The following is a 13,635-nucleotide window of genomic DNA, read 5'->3' as shown; positions in this document are numbered from 1 at the left end:
CACCTCCCGGCGCTCCCCAGGAGCGCGATGGATGATTCACAGTCAAATTCCTTCCAGAGTTATGTTTTGGACACGAAACAGTCGATCGCCAGGCATCCCGAAAACGTGCCCCCTGGGCGCTTCCGATCCCGAGGCTCCGGGCACTGAAACGGCGCACCTGCCATCACAGAAAAATCATCAAGCCCGCACTGATGAACCTTTGATCCCGTGCGATCCGCTCGGATTCATGGGCTGGTGATTGCCAGCATCTTACTCATGCTTTACTAACATTCGTCACTCGCACCGGCGGCCCGCCCGGCACACCGGTGCCGCCTCAGTAATCCAAAGGAACAACCTTGCTGATATCCCGTTCCCGCAATGCCGCCCTGGCCTGCACCGCCGCTGTCCTGGCCGCTGGCGCCGCGCTCGCTTCCCTCACCACCGCGCAGGCGGCCCCGCAACCACCCACCACCTCCGCCACGACCACGGCAGATCCCGCAGCCATGCCCTCCGCTATCGAGGACTTCCAGCACCCCGGCGCCGCGCGCATCTTGAAGGACCGCAAGATCTCCCTCAAGCAGGGTGACGGGCACATCCGTCTCAAGGAAGGCCCGGGCTTCAGCGTCCCGACCGACTGCCAGGCAGCGAACGAGATCTTCGTCGAGTCCCGCCTCGACAACGCCGGCTACTGCTTCACGACCACGGGCACCAGTGGTTTCCTCACCATGGAGCTCCCCAGCGTGTACGGCATCCAGACCGCGGACCGCACCGTCACCGCCAAGCTCGTCGCGGCGGGCCAGGAAAAGAAGGTGGACATCGCCCCGAACTCGTCCGAGCCCGTCGGCGTGGGTTTCCCTGGCGGCAAGCCGACCGTCCTCGTCGAGCTGCGCGTCACCGGCTGACCTCCACCCCCCGCTTTCCCAAGGACTGAGCTCTTGTCTGGCACCACCCCGCGCACCGCGCGGATGACAGCCCTCGCCGCCGCCGTCGCGGCCGGGGCGTTCGCCGTGATTCCTGCCGCGCCGGCCGGCGCCGTGGTCGGCGGCGCCGTCGGCGACGGCGCGTACGGCTACACCGCCAAGCTGGCCATCGGTGACGGCCTGCGGGCCTGCACCGGCGCCCTCGTCGACCGCTACTGGGTCGTCACCGCCGCCTCGTGCTTCGCCGAGAACCCCGCGCAGCCTGCCGCACTGCAGGCCGGCGCGCCGAAGTGGAAGACCACCGCCACCGTCAGCGGCAAGGCCGCGGACGTCGTCGAGCTGGCGCCGCGCGCCGACCGCGACCTCGTCATGGCCCGCCTGAGCGCGCCGGTCGACGGCGTCACCCCGCTCGCCCTCGCCACCGCCGCGCCCGCCGCCGGGCAGACGCTGCGCGTTCCCGGGTACGGGCGCACCAAGGACGAGTGGGTCCCGGGTGCGATGCACACCGGTGTGTTCAGCCTGGACTCCGTGCAGCCGGCCGGGATCGCCGTCACCGGCCAGGGCGGCGCGGCGATCTGCAAGGGCGACACCGGCGCCCCCGCCATCCGCGAGACGGGCGGCAAGGCCGAACTCGTCGCCGTCGCCTCCCGCTCCTGGCAGGGCGGCTGCCTCGGCGAGACCGAGACCCGCACCGGCGCCACCGCCGAGCGTGTCGACGACCTGGCCGGCTGGGTGAAGGACCTGCGCTACCGCACCGCGGACGTCAAGTCCGGTACCCACGTGCAGATCATCGGCGCCGACAACACGCTGTGGGACACCGTCGCCGACTACAAGGCCGGCAGCTGGCTGAAGAACTGGTCGCCGGTGGGCAGCCCCGCCGTCGTCTCCGCCGCGAGCGCCGTCACCGGCGACACCGTCCACGCCTACGCCATCGGCACCGACGGCAAGGTGTACAACCACGACGGCAAGGTCGGCGGCGCCTGGACCAAGTGGGGCGAGGTGCCCGGCTTCGCCGCCGGTGCCAAGGCCGTCACCGCCGTCGCGCGCGGGAACACCGTCGACGTGATGATCATCGGCTCGGACGACAAGCTGTACAGCACCACCGCCGACTACGCGGCCGGCCAGTGGTCCGGGCGCTGGAACCTCATCGACGGCCGGCGCCTCAAGGCCGTCACCAGCAGCGCCTCCAACAACGTCGTCCACGTCTTCGGCATCGGGGAGGACGGCAAGGTCCACACCATCGAGGCCGACTACAACGCCGGCCGGTGGACCACGTGGGGCGAGGTGCCGGGCGGCGCCGCCGGTGCCAAGGCCATCACGGCCTCCGCGCGCGGCAACACCACCGACCTCATGATCATCGGTTCCGACGGCTCCCTCTACAGCACCACCGCCGACTACGCCGCCGGCGGCTGGGGCAACCGCTGGAACAAGATCTGGGACAACCGGCTCAAGGCCGTCACCAGCAGCGCCGAGGGCAACGTCGTCCACGTCTTCGCGATCAACGAGGACGACAAGGTCTACAACCTCGACGCCGACTACAACGCCGGCCAGTGGAGCAAGTGGGGCGAGGTCCCCGGCGGCGCCGCAGGCGCCAAGGCGATCACCGCCACCACCACCGGCTGACCCGGCCACACCTGCACCGCCGGGCCGGCAGTCTCACGGCTGCCGGCCCGGCGGGCCGTCATCTCACGAACCTCCCGGAGGAAACTCCCCATGTCCCACCCGATCCCGGCCCGCCTGCGGCGCGCCGCCGTGCTGGCCGCCGCCGTGGCCGCCGGCACGCTGACCACCCTCTCCCCCGCCGGCGCGGTCCCCGGTGAGGCGGCCGCGGACGGCACGTACGCCTACACCGCCAAGCTGACCATCGGCGACACCTTCCGCGCCTGCACCGGCGCCCTCGTCGACCAGTACTGGGTGCTCACCGCCGCCTCCTGCTTCGCCGACGACCCCGCGCAGCCGGCCGCCCTCGCGGCCGGGAAGCCGAAGCAGAAGACCACCGCCGCCGTCGGCGGCAAGACCGTCGACGTCGTCGAACTGGCGCCGCGCCAGGACCGCGACCTCGTCATGGCCCGCCTGGGCGCGCCCGTGCAGAACGTGCAGCCGCTGGCGATCGCCACCGCCGCACCCGCCGCCGGGCAGACGCTGCGCGTGCCCGCCTTCGGCCGCACCAAGGACGAGTGGGGCCCGGGCAAGGCCCACACCGGTGCCTTCACGCTCGACAGCGTGAACCCGGCCGGGATCGGCATCACCGGCACCGGCGGCGCAGCGATCTGCAAGGGCGACACCGGCGCCCCCGCCATCCGCGAGACGGGTGGCAAGGCCGAACTCGTCGCCGTCGCCTCCCGCTCCTGGCAGGGCGGCTGCCTCGGCGAGACCGAGACCCGCACCGGCGCCACCGGCACCCGCGTCGACGACATCGGGCAGTGGATCACCAAGACCAAGCACTCCACCCCGTCCGGGACGACGGTCAGCGCCTCGCCGTTCACCGCGGTCGACCCGGCCACCGGGCACCTGGTCACCTTCGTCCAGGACAGCAAGAACCACCTGTGGTCCGTCGACCCCAAGGGCGAGGGCTGGACCGATCTCGGGGCCAACGCCGCGGCCATGCCGACCACGATCGTCAACCCGGCCGACAACCACGTCATGGTGTACGTCAACGGCCAGAACAACTGGCTCTGGTCCTACGACCGCAACACCGGCACGTGGACGCCGTTCGACCGCACCAGCGCCGGCACCGTGCTCGCCGCCGACGCCGTGCCCCGCACCGTCGTCGATCCCGCCAACGGGCACCTCGTCACCTTCGTCCGCGACACCGACAACCACCTGTGGTCCGTCGACCCGCAGGGCGAGGGCTGGCGCGACTTCGGCGCCCTCGCCGCCGGCGACCCCGCCCCCATCGTCAACCCCAACGACGGCCACATCGCCGTCTACGTCAACGGCCCCGAGAACAAGCTCCACCGGGTCGACCGCAACAGCGGCAAGGCGGACCCCTTCGTCCCGACCACCTCCGGCACCGTCCTGGCCCGCGGCGCCGTCCCGGTCACCGTCGTCGACCCCGCCAACGGCCACTTCACGACCTTCGTCCGCGACACCGCCAACCACCTGTGGTCCGTCGACCCGCTCGGCGCGGGGTGGCGCGACTGGGGCGCCAACGCCGCCACCGACCCCGGCGCGGTCGTCAACCCCGACGACAACCACGTCATGGTGTACGTCAACGGGCCGAACAACCAGCTCCACTCGCTCGACTACAGCGCCGGCAAGTGGACGCCGTTCATCCCCACCCCCGCCGGCACCGTCCTCGCCACCGACACCAGCCCCCACACCGTCCCCGACCCCGCCAACGGACACCTGACCACCTTCGTCCGCGACACCAACAACACCCTGTGGTCCGTCGACCCCCGCGGCCCCGGCTGGACCCGCTTCCACGGCGGCCCCTCCGCTCCCTGACCGGCCTGCGCCCTGCGCCCTGGCGGACTCTTCGGCCCGTCAGGGCCTCCCGGGCGCATCCGCCTTGCCCTAACCGTCACCGTCCGAGACCTCTCGAGGAACCCCTCCATGCCCCACACCATCTCGTCCCGTCCGCGGCGGGCGGCCGTGCTCACGGCGGCCGTGGCCGCCGGCACGCTGGCCACCCTCTCCCCGGCCGGGGCCGTCGTCGGCGACCCCGCCGCGGACGGCGCCTACGCCTACACCGCCAAGCTCGCCATCGGCGACAACTTCCGTACCTGCACCGGCGCGCTGGTGGACCCGTACCTGGTCGTCACCGCCGCGAGCTGCTTCTCCGACGACCCCGCCCAGCCGCAGGCGCTGAAGGCCGGCGCGCCGAAGTGGAAGACCACCGCCACCATCGCCGGCAAGGCCGTCGACGTCGCCTCGCTCACGCCGCGCGCCGACCGCGACCTCGTCCTGGCCCGCCTCACCGCGCCCGTCCAGGGCGTCGCGCCGCTCGCCCTCGCCGCCTCCGCACCCACGTCCGGCGAGAAGCTGCGCGTTCCCGGCTACGGGCGCACCAAGGACGAGTGGGTCCCGGGCACGATGCACACCGGTGCGTTCACCCTGGACTCCGTGCAGCCGACCGGGATCGCCGTCACCGGCACCGGCGGCGCCGCGATCTGCAAGGGCGACACCGGCGCCCCCGCCATCCGCGAGACGAACGGCAAGGCCGAACTCGTCGCCGTCGCCTCCCGCTCCTGGCAGGGCGGCTGCCTCGGCGAGACCGAAACCCGCACCGGCGCCACCGGCACCCGCACCGACGACCTCTCCGGGTGGGTGCAGCAGGTGCGCTACGCCGCCGCGAACGCCGTCGCGCCGACCGCCAGTGCGGTGTACGACCCGGTCAAGCAGACGTCGACGGTGTTCACCGTCGACGCCGACGGCCGTGTCGTGGGCGCGTACAACATCAACGGTCAGGGCTGGAGTTCCTGGTCGCGGATCAGCGAACGGCCGGCCGGCACCAAGCCGTTCGTGGGTTCGCCCACCGCCCTCTACAACCCGGCCACCGCCGCGATCGAGCTGTACGCCGTCGACAGCGACGGCCTCATGTGGCGCACCTACTACCTGGCCGACGCCCAGGGCTGGCGCCCCTGGACCGGCACGGGCACAACGAAGTTCACCGGCAGCGCCACCGCCGTCTACAACCCCGACACGAAGACCGCGGAGGTCTTCGCCACCACCGCCGACGGCCCCGTCGCCCACACCTACTACACCCCGGGCATGACCGGCTGGAGCGACTGGACCACCATCTACGACCGGAAGTTCAACGCCACCCCCGGCGCGATCTACAACCCGGCCACCGGCGCGATCGAGCTGTTCGCGGTCGGACGCGACAACAGCACGATGTACCACACCTACTGGTTCAACGACGGCAAGCCGTGGAGCGACTGGCTCCCCCTGGACGGGGCCGCCGTCACCGGCAGCCCGAGCCTGGTCTACAACCCCTCCACCAAGACCGCCGAGGTCTTCGTGACCACCGCCGACGGCCCCATCGCCCACCGCTACTACACCCCCGGCATGACCAACTGGAGCAACTGGGCCACCATCAACGGCGACTACCGCTTCGCGGGCGCCCCCAGCGCCGTCTACAACCCGGCCACCGACGCGATCGAGCTGTTCGCCACCGGCCGCGACGCCTTCCTCTACCACGCCTACTGGTTCAACAACGGCAAGCCGTGGAGCGCCTGGGAGACCCTCGGGAACTGGAAGTTCTCCGGCCGGATCCCGACCACTGTCTTCAGCGCCTCCGCCAACACCGTGGACCTCTTCGCCGCCGGCGCCGACGGCGCCGTGAACCACACCTCCTACAAGCCCGGCATGCCCAAGTGGGCCCCCCTGGACACCCTGCCCGGCACCACCCTGCCCACCGGCTGACGGCACGGACGAGCCCGTCCGGCGGTGGCGCGGTTGCCACCGCCGGACGGGTTCGTCCGTCAGGCTTCGTCCGACTGCGTCGGAACGAGGGACAAGGACACCTGTTCCCTGACCATGTCGACGTCGAGGACCTGCGCCGTGACCCTGCGGCCGACCGGGATGGTGGCGTCGTCGGCCAGGGTGGCCGTGAAGCCGCCGATGTCGACGAGGACGGCGCCCGAGGCGGTGGTTCCGGTGACGGTGCCGGTCACGGGCCGGCCGGGGCTCAGGGTTTTGAGCAGGGCCCAGTCCCGGTCGCCGGGGGCCGGGTCGGTGCGCCAGCGGGCGCGCAGGACGCCGTCGGGGTCGGGGAGGACGGCGGTGAGCACGGGGGTGCGTTCGTCGACGCACATCGGCAGGACCGCGGCGGCGCGGGCTCCGGCGACGCGGACGGTCAGGGCGGCGAAGTCGTCCTCGTCGGCGATCGTGCTGGTGATCCGGCCCTCGGCGTCCTCCCAGACGAGCTCGATCAGGTCCTCCTCCGGGAGGCCGGCCAGGACGGCGGCGACGTCGGGGGAAAGAGCAGGCCACACGGCCAGTTGTGCACGCGGGGCGAGCCGCGCCCGCACCGCCTCGATCGCGTCGTCGTCGGCGAGCCGGTGCCAGTGGGAGAGGTTGCCGACGGGCTTCTCCTCCAGGAGCCCGGCCCGGCCCGTCGCCGCGCACCAGCGCACCCGGGCCCAGAAGACCTCGTCGGCCGGGCGCTGTCCGTCAAGACCGTCCGGCTCGTGGTCGTACGGGGAAGCGTCTATCGGCTCCGGGAAGAGCCCCGTCGCCCGGATGCGGGCCACGGCCCGTTCGCAGGGCCCGGCCGTGCCCACGTACAGGTACTGGTCGTACCCGACGTGGACGGTGAAGCCGTCGTCGCTCTCCAGGCGGCACCAGGCGCCGTTGTCGCGCAGCATGGCCCGCACGAGTTCCAGGGCGACGGGCAGTGCCACCCGGGCACCGTCGTGGTAGCCGGTCAGGTCGGGCGGGAACAGCCCGGCCAGGCCGTGGCCCTCGACCGCCGGTTCCAGGCCGAAATGCGTGAAGCCGGGCCCGAGTTGGGGCTCGCGGATGGTCAGGTGCCGCACGCCGTCCGCCTCGGCGAAGGCGGCGACCGCGGCGAGGTAGGCGGCCTCGACCGGCCCGTGGTCGCTGGCCGAGTCCAGCGTCCCGGTGTAGTGGCCCCACTCGTTGCGGTCGGCTGGGTCGTACTTGGTGATCCGGTGGACGTGCCGGCGGGGAGAGCTCACGAGGTCATCCTGCCGGAACGGGGCCGGCCGAGGAGGAGCAGGGGCGGCGGCTCAGCCGAAGTCGGGGATGGGGTGGCCCGGGGCGAGGGCGGCGGCGATGCGCTGGGCGATGGTGTGGGCGTTGTGGTCGGCCGGGGCGCTCGGGCCGTTGGTGGTCGAGACGGCGATGGCCAGGTGCTCGCAGGGGAGGTAGTCCTGGGAGGCGGAGTAGCCGAAGAACAGCGGGTGCTGGGAGATCCAGCCGCCGACGACGAGGACGCCCATGCCGTAGTGGGTGGCCTCGGTCTGCGGAATGCAGATCGTCGCCAGGCACGTGTCGGTCGGGTGGCCGAGTCCTACCGTCCCCGGGTCCAGCAGCTGCTGGTAGGAGGCCGGGGAGAGCAGTTCGCCGGCGCCGATGGCGACGGCCGATCGTTCCAGGTCGCAGATGTCGGTGGTCTCCACGGCGCCGGGGGCGGTGGTCCACGAGGGATTCCAGAAGGTCGACTCCTCGTAGGTGCCGCGTTCGGAGGTGAAGGCGTGCAGGACGGGGGTCGGGATGTCGGGGGTGTAGCTGTTGCGGGTCTCGTGCAGGCCGAGCGGGCCCAGGACCTCGCGCTGGAGCAGAGCGTCCAGACGGGTTCCGGTGATCTTCTCCAGGGCCTCGCCGAGGAGGACGAAGTTCGCGTGGGAGTAGCTCCAGTTGGTGCCCGGGGCGTACAGCCGGTCCTGGCGGGTGGAGATGGCGACCAGTTCGTCGGCCGTCCACTGGCGGAACGGGTTCGCGTAGACGGCCGGGCCGAAGGAGGGGTCCTTGACGTAGTCGGCGAGGCCGGTGGTGGAGGCGCCGAGCATGCGCAGGGTGAACTCGCGGTCGCTGCCCCGGAGGTCGGGCAGCCAGCGCGAGACGGGGTCGTCGAGGCCGACGACGCCCTGGTCGACCAGCCGCAGGAGTGCGGTGCCCAGGTAGCTGATGGCGATGTTGCCGTTGCGGAAGTGCATCGCGGGCTCGGCCGGGACGCCGGTCATCGACTCGCCGAGCGCGCCGGTGACGAGCTCGCGGCCGTCGACGGTGACCCGCAGGATCACCGACTTCAGGTCCAGCTCCGCCTTGGCCTGCTCGGCGATCCGCAGGACGTCGGCGGCCGGTCCGCCGTCGGGCGGGGCGGAGGCGGCGCAGGGACGGTGGTGGTGACCCTCCGGCTCCGCGCCGGCGGGTGCGGCCGGGGCGGTGAGGGCGAGGAGCGCGGTGACGGCGGCGAGGCGCAGCAGGGCGTTCCGGGTGGTCCTGCGGGTGGGTGTCATGCGCGCAGTATCGGGTGGGGGCGGCCGGGCGCCGGGTGTGGTGGCGGGCGACCCGCGTGAACGTCACCCGTCGGGTCCGCAGGGCGGGGCGCGGCCGGACGGCGGCCGGACGGCGGGCAGGGGGCTCGGCTGGGCGGCGGCCGGACGGCGGGCAGGGGGCGCGGCCGGACGGCGGCCGGACGGCGGGCAGGGGGCTCGGCTGGGCGGGTCAAGGTGGTGGGCGGGCCGTTTCCCGGGGGCGTCGGCGGGTGACTCCTTGCCGCCGGGGCCGTTCCCGTCCCCTCGCCGAATCGTCGTCCGGAGGATCCGCCGTGCCGCTCCGCTCTCGCCGCCGCCCCGGGGGCGCGCTCGCCGTCCTGCTCGCCACCGCCTCGGTGGTGCTGGTGCCCGCCGCTCCCGCCTCGGCCGGGGGCGGTCACGGGGACGACGGCCGGGGGCTGCGGGCCCGGTTGCAGGAGCTGGTCGACCGTCCGGACGGGCCGCCCGGGGCGATCGCGGTGCTGCGCGACGGCGACCGCGTGCGGGTGGTGCGGGCCGGGCTGTCGAAGGTCGGCACCCGCCGCCCGCCGGAGCCCGCCGACCACATGCGGCTCGCCAGCGCCGCGAAGGCGTTCAGCGGCGCGGTCGCGCTGCGGCTCGTCGACTGCGGGCTGCTCGGCCTGGACGACACCGTCGCCGGGCGGCTGCCCTCGCTGCCCGCCGACTGGGGCGCGGTGACGTTGCGCCAGCTGCTCAACCACACCAGCGGGCTGCCGGACTACAGCTCGGCGCCGGACTTCGTCGACATCATCCTCTCCGAGCCGCACCACGTGTTCGACTCCCGGCACCTGCTGGACTTCGTCGCGGGCGACGACCTGGAGTTCACCCCCGGCACGCGCTACCAGTACTCCAACTCCGACAACATCGCCGTCGCCCTGATGGCCGAGGCCGCCACCGGGCAGCGCTACGAGGACCTGCTCGCCTCCGAGGTCTACGCGCCGCTCGGGCTCGACGGGACCAGCCTGCCCTCCGGCTTCGAGTTGCCCAGGCCCTACCTGCACGGCTACGCCGTCGAGCCGCCCCACCCGGTGGAGGACGTCAGCACCCGGTTCGGCGCCTCGGGTGCCTGGGCCTCGGGCGGGCTGGTCTCCACCCCACGGGACTTCAGCACCTTCGCGGCCGCCTACGCGGGCGGGCCGCTGATCGGCGACGCCACCCGCCTGGAGCAGCGGGCCTTCGTCGCCGGGGCCTCCGAGCCGGCCGGCCCGGGGGCCAACCGGGCCGGGCTGGGGATCTTCGAGTACACCACCCGGTGCGGCGTCGTGTACGGGCACACGGGCAACACCGCCGGCTACACGCAGTTCGGCGCGGGCACCCCGGACGGGCGGCGCAGCGTCACCGTGTCCGTCACCGAGCAGGTCAACCAGCGCAACAGCCCGGCGCTGCTGGAGCGGCTGCGGGCTGTCGAGGAGGACTTCGTCTGCGCGCTGCTGGCGGGGTAGCGACGAGTGAAGCGGCCGGTCGCCGGCCCGCGCCCCGTGCGCGGACCGGCGGGATCCCGTCAGATGCCGACGATCCGCAGGTCGCCGTCGGCGATGTAGAGGGTGTGGGCGTCGGGGCCCACCGCCAGGGCCGTCACCCAGTTGAGACCGGTGACCGCCTCGGCCGGGACGGGGGTGTTGGTCGAGGTGTCGAGGGAGAGGATCCGGGCCTTGCCGGTGGAGCTGGAGGAGTCCAGGCAGGCGATGTACAGCCGGGTGCCGTCCGGGCTGACCGACGGGTCGTGCAGCGTTTGTGCCGGGGTGATGCCCAGGTCCGTGGTCGCGGTGACGGTGTCGGCGGCGGGGTCGACCGTGTAGCCGGTGCCGGTGCTGCTCACGCCGTACACGCGGGTGCCGTCCGGGGCCAGTGCCAGAGCGGTCCTGGTGCCGGGGGCGGCGACGGTCCCGGCCACGGCCGGGGGCTCGGCGCCGGTGTCCAGGTGGTCCAGGCCCTCGTCGGTGCTGACGTAGGTGTCGGCGCCGTCCGGCCGGGTGACCACCGACCACAGGGAGCGGCCGGGTACCGTGACGGCGGCGGTGAACGCCTGCTGCTGCGGGGAGAACTCCAGGACCCGGGCGCCCGGTTGGACCGGCTGGTGCCAGGGCGAGGGTCCGTCCTGGGTGACGTAGACCCGTGAGCCGTCCGGGCTGACCGTCAGTGTGCTCAGGCCCCCGGGGCTGGTCCCGTCCGGGCGCGGCTGGTCCGGCGCGAGCGCGGTGGAGACCACCGTGCCGGTGGCCGTGTCGACGGCGCCCAGCGTGGACAGCGGCAGCAGGCTCATCGCGCCGAACAGCACGTAGACCCGCGAGCCGTCCGGGCTGACCGCCACCGGCCCGGCGTCGGCCCCGTACCCGGTGGTCAGCGTGACCGTGGCGGTGACCGCACCGCTCCGGGTGTCGACCGCCTTCAGCTTGACGCCGTTCATGCCGTCCTTGACCGAGACGTACGCCGTGCGCCCGTCCGGGCTGACCGCCACCGAGGCGGGCTCCGAGCCCAGGGCGACGGTCTGCGGGACACCCCGGACCGGCCCGTCGGGCGCGTCGTCCGCCCCCGCGGCGCCGGCCCCGGCGAGCAGCAGTGCTCCCGCCGTCACCAGAGCGCCTAACCAACGAGCCTTCGACACGAGCGAGTTCACGGTGCCCTCCCCTTGGCGTGCCGCGGATCCCCGCGGCGGGAGGCAAACGCTACGGGACGGGCGGGGCGTCCGAGGCGGGTTCCGGACTCGGGGAATCAGGAGCAGTGGTAGGGGAAGGCGGCGGTCGCGGTGCGGGTGCCGGGCGAGAGGATCTGCAGGGTGGCGGTGGCCTGGAGGGAGCCCTGGCCGTCGAAGGTCCAGCGCAGCACCAGGTCGGTGTGGCGGGTGCCGGAGCGGACGTCCTGCACGAGCTCGTCCGAGGTCGTGCCGTCGCTGCGCTGCCAGCGGTAACGGATGCTGCCGGCGCCGCCGTTGGTCTCCACCGAGGCCGTGACGACGGCGGTGCCGCCGCAGCCGGGGCCCGCCGGGTCGGTGGTCACACCGACGGAGGTGACGGCCAGGGCGGTCGTGTGGAAGCGCCAGAACAGCAGCGCCAGGACGGCGAGGAGCACGGCCACCGGCACCAGCCACCTGCGCACGCGGCGGGGCCGCTTGGGCTGCCGGTCCGCGGGCGTCTCGCCGTGCCACGCGGCGGCGGCCTGTGGCGGGACGCCGGGGCCGAAGCGGCGCAACTCGCCGGGGGCGAGGGGGTGTTCGTCCGGTGCGGCGGCCGGGGTGGAGACGGAGGCCTCGGGCGCGGGCTCCTCGGGCGCGGCCTCCTCGGGCAGCGGGATCGGCTCGGGCAGCGTGGCGCTCTCCCCCGTCCCCGGTGCGCCGCCCCACACCCGCGGGTCGAGGAACGTCGCGCTCTCGGCCTCGGCCTCCGCCCCGGCCTCGGGCAGCGGGATCGGCTCGGGCAGCGTGGCACTCTCCCCCGGCGCGCCGCCCCACACCCGCGGGTCGAGGAAGGTCGCGCTCTCGGCCTCGGCGGAGTCGAGGCGCACGGTGGCCTCGGCGTCCGGTGTGGCGGCGGGCGCGGGCGCCGGGGAGAGCCGGACGGTGCGGTCCGCGCGCGGGTCGGGCGCGCCGAGCGGCGAGCGGGGCAGCGGGACCGTCCCGGACTCCCCCTTGTCCAGACGGACCGTCTCCACCGCGTCCGGCCCGCCCAGCGGCGGCCGGGGGAACGGGACGGTCTCGCCCTCCCCCGTCAGGCGCAGGTGCTCCTCGTTGTCGAGGCGCACCGTCTCCACCACATCCGGCCCACCCAGCGGCGGGCGCGGCAGCGGAACCGTCCCGGACTCCCCCGTCAGACGCAGGCGCTCCTCGTTGTCGAGGCGCACCGTCTCCACCACATCCGGCCCACCCAACGGCGGGCGCGGCAGCGGAACCGTCCCGGACTCCCCCGTCAGGCGCAGGCGCTCCTCGTTGTCCAGACGGACCGTCTCCACCGCATCCGGCCCGCCCAGCGGCGAGCGGGGCAGCCGGACGGTCCGGTCCGCGCGCGGGTCGGAAACGCCGCCGCGCGGCGGGGGGGGCGCCGCGGGGGGGGAGGCGGCGGGGAGCAACCCCCCCGCCCCACCCACCCCCTCCCCCCCGCCCCCCGGCGGGGGGGGGGGGCGCGGGGCGCGGGGCGCGCGGGGGGGGGCCCCCCCCCGGGGGGGGGGGGGCGCCGCCGCCCCCGCGTCCGTACGGCTGGTCTCCTCCCCCTCGCCCGTACCCGGACCGAGCCGGACGGTCTGGTCGGCGCCCGGGGTGGGGGCGGCGTCGGGGTGGGGCGTGGACATGGCTTTCTCCAGGGCGAGGGGTGGGGCGGGTGTGACCGGGGCCGACAGGAGGTCAGCGGGGCGGGTTGCAGGTGAAGGCGTACAGCTCGGCGGACGTCTTGCCCGGTGCGGTCGCGGCCGGGCTGGTGCCGACGCGGACGCCCCAGGTCGTGGAGTTGTCGGCGGAGCCGAAGTTGTGGACGCGGGTGATGGTGGCGCGGCCGTTCTGGACCGGCACGGTGTCGGTGGCGACGGTGGCGGCGCGTCCGCCCGAGCTGTGGTACCAGCTGAGGGTCAGGGTGCCGGTCGCGTTGCCCTGGGCGGCCACGGTGACGGTGGCGGTCAGGGCCCACTGGCCGCTGCAGGACAGCGAGTCCAGGTTCACCGAGCTGATGGTGAGGGTGGCGGGCGCGACGGTCTGGGTCGGCGAGGGCGAGGGCGCCGAGGAGGTCGGCCCGCCCTGCACGGGACCGGGGCCCGGGCCGGGGCCGGGGCCGGCGGGCGGGGCG

Annotated in this window: 9 protein-coding genes and 1 pseudogene; 5 read left to right on the top strand and 5 right to left on the bottom strand. The window is 74.0% G+C overall.

The window, feature by feature from the left end; genetic code table 11:
* Positions 1-335: 335 nt before the first annotated feature.
* The 4 genes from ACFV4G_RS15340 (at position 336) to ACFV4G_RS15325 (ending at position 6,266) form a co-directional block, all read left to right on the top strand.
* A complete protein-coding gene (locus ACFV4G_RS15340) occupies positions 336-881 on the top strand; it encodes a hypothetical protein (RefSeq protein WP_380440346.1) in 546 nt (181 codons plus the stop codon).
* Positions 882-914: 33 nt separating this feature from the next.
* A complete protein-coding gene (locus tag ACFV4G_RS15335; RefSeq protein WP_380440344.1) occupies positions 915-2,522 on the top strand; it encodes a trypsin-like serine protease in 1,608 nt (535 codons plus the stop codon).
* A gap of 90 nt (positions 2,523-2,612) precedes the next feature.
* The gene (locus tag ACFV4G_RS15330; RefSeq protein WP_380440342.1) at positions 2,613-4,346 is read left to right on the top strand and encodes a trypsin-like serine protease; all 1,734 of its coding nucleotides are present in this window, start codon (positions 2,613-2,615) and stop codon (positions 4,344-4,346) included.
* Positions 4,347-4,454: 108 nt separating this feature from the next.
* On the top strand, positions 4,455-6,266 hold the full coding sequence (locus ACFV4G_RS15325; protein ID WP_380440340.1) for a trypsin-like serine protease: 1,812 nt from the start codon (positions 4,455-4,457) through the stop codon (positions 6,264-6,266).
* A gap of 59 nt (positions 6,267-6,325) precedes the next feature.
* Here ACFV4G_RS15325 and ACFV4G_RS15320 read toward each other — a convergent pair whose 3' ends face one another.
* Both ACFV4G_RS15320 and ACFV4G_RS15315 read right to left on the bottom strand, forming a co-directional pair.
* Positions 6,326-7,543 carry an RNA-binding protein gene (locus ACFV4G_RS15320; RefSeq protein WP_380440338.1) on the bottom strand — a complete coding sequence of 406 codons (1,218 nt, stop codon included), beginning with the start codon at positions 7,541-7,543 and terminating at the stop codon, positions 6,326-6,328.
* A gap of 51 nt (positions 7,544-7,594) precedes the next feature.
* Positions 7,595-8,827: a serine hydrolase domain-containing protein gene (locus ACFV4G_RS15315; protein ID WP_380440336.1), complete on the bottom strand. Its 1,233-nt coding sequence runs from the start codon at positions 8,825-8,827 to the stop codon at positions 7,595-7,597.
* 311 nt (positions 8,828-9,138) lie between these two features.
* Between ACFV4G_RS15315 and ACFV4G_RS15310 the strand changes: the two genes are divergently transcribed.
* Positions 9,139-10,308 (top strand): serine hydrolase domain-containing protein, encoded by a 1,170-nt coding sequence (locus ACFV4G_RS15310; RefSeq protein ID WP_380440334.1) that lies wholly within the window; start codon positions 9,139-9,141, stop codon positions 10,306-10,308.
* A 59-nt stretch (positions 10,309-10,367) separates the two neighbouring features.
* On the opposite strand, the gene ACFV4G_RS15305 is transcribed toward ACFV4G_RS15310, so the two are convergent.
* From ACFV4G_RS15305 to ACFV4G_RS15295, 3 genes and pseudogenes are all read right to left on the bottom strand, one after another.
* A complete protein-coding gene (locus tag ACFV4G_RS15305) occupies positions 10,368-11,441 on the bottom strand; it encodes a hypothetical protein (RefSeq protein ID WP_380440332.1) in 1,074 nt (357 codons plus the stop codon).
* Positions 11,442-11,578: 137 nt separating this feature from the next.
* Positions 11,579-12,811: a hypothetical protein gene (locus ACFV4G_RS15300; protein WP_380440330.1), complete on the bottom strand. Its 1,233-nt coding sequence runs from the start codon at positions 12,809-12,811 to the stop codon at positions 11,579-11,581.
* A 388-nt stretch (positions 12,812-13,199) separates the two neighbouring features.
* A pseudogene (locus ACFV4G_RS15295) lies at positions 13,200-13,635 on the bottom strand (hypothetical protein); the annotation flags it as partial.

This window comes from Kitasatospora sp. NPDC059747 (assembly GCF_042732955.1).
GTDB lineage: Bacteria > Actinomycetota > Actinomycetes > Streptomycetales > Streptomycetaceae > Kitasatospora.
This window is presented reverse-complemented; position numbering and strand designations above follow the sequence as displayed.

Bases quoted from the DNA above. Each gene is read 5' to 3' on its own strand.
- ACFV4G_RS15330 (WP_380440342.1), top strand. From the start codon at position 2,613: ATGTCCCACCCGATCCCGGCCCGCCTGCGGCGCGCCGCCGTGCTGGCC.
- ACFV4G_RS15325 (WP_380440340.1), top strand. From the start codon at position 4,455: ATGCCCCACACCATCTCGTCCCGTCCGCGGCGGGCGGCCGTGCTCACG.
- ACFV4G_RS15315 (WP_380440336.1), bottom strand. From the start codon at position 8,827: ATGACACCCACCCGCAGGACCACCCGGAACGCCCTGCTGCGCCTCGCC.